This is a genomic window from Frisingicoccus sp. (assembly GCA_016298055.1).
GTDB lineage: Bacteria > Bacillota > Clostridia > Lachnospirales > Lachnospiraceae > Frisingicoccus.
The window spans coordinates 26017-32516 of sequence record JAEDDO010000006.1; the positions used below are offsets into that span (position 1 = coordinate 26017).

General features: G+C 42.9%; 7 protein-coding genes. All 7 read left to right on the plus strand.

Translation table 11 applies throughout. The features are described 5' to 3' along the window. The first annotated feature begins 66 nt into the window (after positions 1-66). The gene (hisZ, locus tag QZZ35_RS01395; protein ID WP_291235821.1) at positions 67-1263 is read left to right on the plus strand and encodes an ATP phosphoribosyltransferase regulatory subunit; all 1197 of its coding nucleotides are present in this window, start codon (positions 67-69) and stop codon (positions 1261-1263) included. After that, a complete protein-coding gene (gene hisG / locus QZZ35_RS01400) occupies positions 1260-1895 on the plus strand; it encodes an ATP phosphoribosyltransferase (RefSeq protein WP_291235822.1) in 636 nt (211 codons plus the stop codon). The genes hisZ and hisG overlap by 4 nt, the downstream gene beginning before the upstream one ends. Positions 1896-1964: 69 nt before the next feature. Beyond that, complete coding sequence (hisD, locus tag QZZ35_RS01405; protein WP_291235823.1) at positions 1965-3257, plus strand: histidinol dehydrogenase; 1293 nt, start codon at positions 1965-1967, stop codon at positions 3255-3257. A 21-nt stretch (positions 3258-3278) separates the two neighbouring features. Next, positions 3279-3869 (plus strand): imidazoleglycerol-phosphate dehydratase HisB, encoded by a 591-nt coding sequence (gene hisB, locus QZZ35_RS01410; RefSeq protein WP_291235824.1) that lies wholly within the window; start codon positions 3279-3281, stop codon positions 3867-3869. A gap of 19 nt (positions 3870-3888) precedes the next feature. Continuing rightward, positions 3889-4623: a 1-(5-phosphoribosyl)-5-[(5-phosphoribosylamino)methylideneamino] imidazole-4-carboxamide isomerase gene (locus QZZ35_RS01415; RefSeq protein ID WP_291235825.1), complete on the plus strand. Its 735-nt coding sequence runs from the start codon at positions 3889-3891 to the stop codon at positions 4621-4623. Continuing rightward, positions 4616-5860: a bifunctional phosphoribosyl-AMP cyclohydrolase/phosphoribosyl-ATP diphosphatase HisIE gene (gene hisIE, locus QZZ35_RS01420; RefSeq protein ID WP_291235826.1), complete on the plus strand. Its 1245-nt coding sequence runs from the start codon at positions 4616-4618 to the stop codon at positions 5858-5860. The genes QZZ35_RS01415 and hisIE overlap by 8 nt, the downstream gene beginning before the upstream one ends. Before the next feature lie 179 nt (positions 5861-6039). Then, positions 6040-6500: alanine--tRNA ligase-related protein (locus QZZ35_RS01425; RefSeq protein WP_291235827.1), on the plus strand; the 461-nt coding region annotated here is incomplete at its 3' end.

Consider the following 6500-nt stretch of genomic DNA (forward strand, 5'->3'; position numbering starts at 1 on the left):
AAAGCAATTCTGTCTGCTAATACATTAGCACGATAAAGTATATGATATAGAGAATGGAGATGCACTATGAAAGAAAGGCTGATTCACACACCGGAAGGTGTTCGTGACATTTATAATGGTGAATGCGCCCGGAAAAATCTTTTATCCGAACGCATGAAGGATGTTTTAAAATCCTATGGATACCGTGATATACAGACACCAACTTTTGAATTTTTTGATATTTTTAATCAGGATAAAGGTTCTCTGCCTTCGAATCAGATGTATAAATTTTTTGACCGGGAAGGCAACACCCTTGTACTCCGTCCGGATATTACACCATCTATTGCGAGAGCCGTGAGCAAGTACTACAGCGATGAGACTTTTTCCATGCGCTTTTCCTACACCGGCAATATTTTTATTAATAACTCAAGCCTTCAGGGACGTATGAAAGAATCCACCCAGATGGGAGCCGAGCTCATTGGAGATGACAGTATCGATGCAGATGCTGAGATGATCGCCCTTGCGATCCACCTGCTTTTGGCTGCAGGCCTGAAAGAATTTCAGATCGATGTGGGCCATGTAGGCTTTTTCAACGGACTTATTAAGGAAGCCGGCATGGACGAAGAAAAGGCGCAGAAGTTAAGAGAACTCATCGAAAACAAAAATTATTTCGGTGTGGAAGCACTCACAGACAACAAAGCCTTAATACAGCTTCCAAAGTTATTCGGCTCACAGGATATTTTAAAAGAGGCAAAGAGACTGACTTCCAATATGGAATCCCTTGCGGCTATCACACGTCTTGAGCGTCTTTACGAAATCATCGGTGAATACGGTCTTCAAAAATATGTCACCTTTGACCTTGGAATGCTGACCCAGTACGATTATTATACCGGTGTAATTTTCCGTGGCTACACATACGGAACCGGCGATGCCATCGTAAAAGGCGGACGTTATGACACACTCCTTCAGAAATTCGGCAAAGAGGCGGCTTCTGTCGGTCTGGCGGTTGTTGTGGATGAATTGCTTATCGCCATGAGCCGTCAAAAGATCGTTATGAGCGAAGGTGAGATGATCACTATGATCTTATATACCGGTTCTATGTTTACACAGGCTCTTGAAAAAGCAAAAGAACTCCGTGCAGAAGGTCATCCGGTTCAGATGCACCGCATGGCTGCCCATACAAAACTGGAAGATTATGAATCCTATGCCCGTCGATTTAACATCGGAAAGATCCTTTATCTGGATTCGGAAGGCACAGAACATGTTCTGGAGGTGAACCCATGAGATATTTAACATTTGCCCTTGCAAAGGGACGACTTGCCAAAAAAACTCTGACTTATCTTGAAAAAATCGGCATTGAGATGGAAGAGATGAAAGATCCGGATACACGAAAACTCATCTTTGTCAATGAAGATTTAAAAATAAAAATGTTCCTCTCCAAGGCTTCCGATGTTCCTACATACGTAGAGTACGGCGCTGCGGACATCGGTGTTGTCGGCAAAGACACGATTCTTGAAGAGGGCCGCAAGCTCTATGAAGTCATGGATCTGGGATTCGGAAAATGCAGAATGTGCGTGTGCGGACCGGAGAGTGCAAGAGAATTGCTCAAACATCAGCAGCTCATCCGTGTGGCATCCAAATATCCGAATATTGCCAAAGACTATTTCAATAATATTAAACATCAGACAGTTGAAGTCATCAAACTTCACGGTTCTGTCGAACTTGCACCGATCGTTGGTCTGTCCGAGGTGATCGTCGATATTGTTGAAACAGGAACAACATTAAAAGAAAACGGCCTGACAGTTCTTGAAGAAATCTGTCCTCTGTCTGCCAGAGTCGTTGTCAACCAGGTAAGCATGAAGATGGAAAACGAAAGAATTACCAGAATTTTAAATGAATTAAAAAAAGTACTTTAAAAATAGCGAAGTTTATTTTACATTGATACAAAAATCTGGTATATTAATAGAAGAAACCAGGAGGCTCTTATGAAAAAGATAAAATTAACCAAAGATTCCATTCATGGTCTTTTAGACAATTTATTAAAGAGAAGTCCGAATAACTACGGTCAATATGCGGATGCGGTCAATGAGATCGTTGAAGCTGTTAAAAAAGACAGAGATCAGGCTGTATTTGCCTATACAAAGAAGTTTGACGGTGCCAGCCTCACAGCCGAGACGATCCAGGTGACACAGGAAGAGATTGACGAAGCTTACACAATGATCGATCCGGAAGTTCTGGAAGTTATCCGTAAAGCTATCGTAAATATCCGCACCTATCATGAAAAGCAGCGTCAGTACAGCTGGTTTGATTCCCAGCCGAACGGAACGATCCTCGGTCAGAAAGTTACACCGCTGACACGGGTAGGTGTTTACGTACCTGGCGGAAAGGCAGCTTATCCTTCCTCTGTATTAATGAATATTCTTCCTGCAAAAGTGGCAGGAGTAGAGCAGATCATTATGGTAACACCGCCGGGTAAAGACGGCAAAGTCAATCCGGGAACATTAGTGGCTGCTCATGAAGCCGGTGCGGATGCGGTTTACAAAGTCGGAGGTGCTCAGGCAGTTGCGGCTCTCGCTTTTGGAACCGAATCCATTCCAAAAGTGGACAAGATCGTCGGACCAGGAAATATCTTTGTCGCACTTGCAAAAAAAGCCGTGTACGGTTATGTCAGCATTGACTCCATTGCCGGACCGAGTGAGATACTTGTTATTGCAGATGAAACAGCAAACCCGCGCTTTGTCGCTGCCGACTTATTGTCCCAGGCAGAACATGATGAGCTTGCCTCCGCTATCCTTGTCACAACAAGTGAAACACTTGCGGATCAGGTCTCAAAAGAAGTGGATGCATTTGTAGAAAAACTTTCCAGAAAACATATCCTTGAAAAATCTCTGGAAAATTATGGCTACATTCTCATTGCAGATACCATTGAAGAAGCCGTGGCCATTGCCAACGAAATTGCCTCCGAACATCTTGAGATCGTCACAAAAAATCCTTTTGAGGTCATGACTCAGATCAAAAACGCAGGTGCGATTTTCCTCGGTGAATACAGCTCAGAACCTTTAGGTGACTATTTTGCCGGACCAAACCATGTCCTTCCGACAAACGGAACCGCCAAATTCTTCTCACCGCTGAGTGTGGACGATTTTATTAAAAAATCAAGTATCATCTACTACTCAAAACAGGCTTTAGAGCCGGTAAAAGACGATATTATCAAATTTGCCGAATCCGAATCACTGACTGCCCATGCCAATTCGATTCGTGTTCGATTTGAAAAATAAGAAAAAAAGGAGTTGGAACCAATGAATATCCGAAAAGCAGAAATTTCCAGAAAAACAAGCGAGACAGACATCAAAATCCGTCTCTGCCTGGATGGAAGCGGACAATGTTCGGCAAACACAGGCATTGGATTTTTCGATCACATGCTGAACAGTTTCGCACGTCACGGTCTTTTTGATCTTACAGTCGATGTTCACGGTGATCTGGAAGTTGACAGTCATCACACGATTGAAGATACAGGTATTGTTCTCGGTGAAGCGATCAAAAAAGCACTGGGTGATAAAAAGGGAATCAAACGATTCGGATATTTCATTTTACCAATGGATGAATCCCTCGTGTTAGCTTCACTTGATCTTTCCGGCAGACCCTTTTTAAATTATCAGATTCCGTTAACTGTTGAACGTGTCGGAACGATGGATACAGAGATGGTAAGAGAATTTTTCTACGCTGTGTCCTACAGCTGCGGCATGAATCTTCATTTAAAACTTCTGGATGGCCTGAATAACCATCATATAATTGAAGCAGCTTTCAAAGCCTTCGGAAAAGCCCTGGATGCAGCTGTATCCTATGACGACCGTATTACAGATGTTTTGTCTACAAAGGGTTCTCTCTAAAAAACAGAAAGGTGATCATATGCAGTTATATGCAGGAATTCATATTTCAGACGGGAAATGTGTCAACCCGAATAAAGCACATTATTTAAAAAACCATATTATTACTTCAGATCCGGTAAAACTGGCTTTATACTGGCAGGAGATGGGGGCAACCTATCTCCACGTCGTTGATCTGGATGCGGCCACCATGGGCTATCCGGTCAACGGACATATTGTACGCGACATTGTCAATGCGGTCCGCATTCCGATTCAGTATGGCGGCGGTATCCGCACGATCAAGGATATTGATGCTTTTCTGACCATGGGTGTTTCACGAATTATTATCGGGACCCAGGCCATATTAAATCCCCATTTTCTTAAAGAAGCCCTTCATATCTTCGGTACAGAACGCATTGTCGTGGGCATTGATGCGGACAACGGTATGGTTGCCATTGAAGGCCGTGCAAGAATCAGCAATTTCAATTCCATCACTTTGGCCCAGAATGTTGAAAACATCGGTGTTGAGACCATTGTTTATACCGATGTTTTATGTGCCACGAATATGAATGGACCGGATATTGAAAATACAAAAGAAATGATCAACCGTACCCATTTAAATATTATCTATTCCGGTGGAATCACATCGCTCAACGACCTTGAGTATCTGATGTCCTGCGGTGCGGACGGTGCTATGATCGGCACATCTTTATATACAAATAAAATCCGGCTTGATGAGGCCGTAATGTTATGCAAACGAGGTGAAAAAGGTGAGTAACAAAGAAATTTTAGGATACATACGTCTGGAAGACAAAGACATCGATGCCAACGACATTATCCAGTTAGAGAATATCGGTGCAGACGGCGTTTTTCTGGCGGATGATTCCATGCCATTAGATGAAGAAAGACTGATCAAATTAATAAAAGCGGTAAATGAAAAATCCGATATGCCTCTCATCGTAAAGCGCCATTATCAGCGTCTTGAGGATGTCAAAAAGATCCTTTATGCCGGTGATACACGGGTTGCCATGGATGTTATGTCTGCGGCAGATTTTCGGCTCATGTCAGAGGTGAGTGACCGTTTCGGCAAAGAAAAGATTTTTGCCTGGATCCCGTCAACTCAGTTTTTGACCAATGCACTTGCCAGCGCAGTCGTTGAAAACGGTGCCGGTGCCTGTGTTATTGAAAATCAGGGCATCGAACCTTTTAATGCCTACAGCCTTCCTCTCTTTCCTGTATGCAGCCATATCCAGCCGGAAACTGCTGCTTCACTTTTGGCAAGAGAGAATGTATGCGGAATTATATCCTCCGAATTTGTATCCGGCCAGGCGGACCCTATGGCATTAAAATATGATCTGCGTCATCAGGGCATACAAACCAACTGCTTTGAGAGCAGTCTGCCTTTTGGTGAATTTAAATTAAACAGTGACGGTCTGATTCCGGTCATCACTCAGGAATATAAAACCGGCAAAGTTTTAATGCTGGCCTATATGAATGAAGAGGCCTTCAACGAAACGATCCGCAGCGGACGCATGACTTACTGGAGCAGAAGCCGACAGGAACTGTGGAAGAAGGGAGATACATCCGGACATTACCAGTACGTCAAATCTCTTGATATCGACTGTGACAAGGATACATTACTGGCGAAAGTCGTTCAGATCGGTGCAGCCTGTCATACAGGCAACGAAAGCTGTTTCTACACCAATCTTGTTTCCAAAAACTATGATACAACCAATCCGATGACCATCTTTGATCAAGTCATGGAAACAATCCTTCACCGCCGTGAAAATCCAAAGGAAGGGTCTTATACCAATTATCTCTTTGACAAAGGTATTGATAAGATCCTTAAGAAAGTGGGAGAGGAAGCAACCGAGATCGTTATTGCGGCAAAAAATCCGGACAGCGATGAATTAAAATATGAAATCTGCGATTTCCTCTATCATATGATGGTTCTTATGGCTGAACGGGATGTGAGCTGGAAAGAGATCACAAAGGAACTTGCCAGCAGACATTGACGTTATTTCCCAGAAAACCGGAAAATACTATTTACAAAGAAACTAAATAATTTTATAATAGAAAACTGGCAAGGTTTATTTTTGCTGGTTTTCTTTTTGTTAAAGAATAAAATATTCAATGAACATACAGGAGGCTGAAACAAGTGAGAAAACAGTATGGTGTAAACGAATTAAGAAGCATGTTTCTTAATTTCTTCGAAAGTAAGGGACACTTAAAGATGAACAGTTTCTCTTTGATCCCGCATAACGACAACAGTTTATTATTGATCAACTCAGGTATGGCTCCATTAAAGCCATACTTTACACGCCAGGAGATTCCTCCGCGCTACAGAGTGACAACATGTCAGAAATGTATCCGTACAGGTGATATCGAGAACGTCGGAAAGACAGACCGTCACGGTACATTTTTCGAGATGCTCGGAAACTTCTCCTTCGGTGATTATTTCAAACACGAAGCAATTGCCTGGTCATGGGAGTTTTTAACACAGGTCGTTGGTCTTGAAGAAGACCGTCTCTATCCATCCATCTATGTGGACGATGATGAAGCATTCGATATCTGGAATAAAGAAATCGGTATTGCTCCGGAACGTATCTTCCGTTTTGGCAAAGAAGACAACTTCTGGGAACACGGTGCAGGTCC

What these genes read in the sequence shown, in the direction of transcription:
- hisD (WP_291235823.1), top strand. Translation starts at nt 1,965, where the DNA reads ATGAAAAAGATAAAATTAACCAAAGATTCCATTCATGGTCTTTTAGAC.
- QZZ35_RS01415 (WP_291235825.1), top strand. Translation starts at nt 3,889, where the DNA reads ATGCAGTTATATGCAGGAATTCATATTTCAGACGGGAAATGTGTCAAC.
- hisG (WP_291235822.1), top strand. Translation starts at nt 1,260, where the DNA reads ATGAGATATTTAACATTTGCCCTTGCAAAGGGACGACTTGCCAAAAAA.
- hisB (WP_291235824.1), top strand. Translation starts at nt 3,279, where the DNA reads ATGAATATCCGAAAAGCAGAAATTTCCAGAAAAACAAGCGAGACAGAC.
- hisZ (WP_291235821.1), top strand. Translation starts at nt 67, where the DNA reads ATGAAAGAAAGGCTGATTCACACACCGGAAGGTGTTCGTGACATTTAT.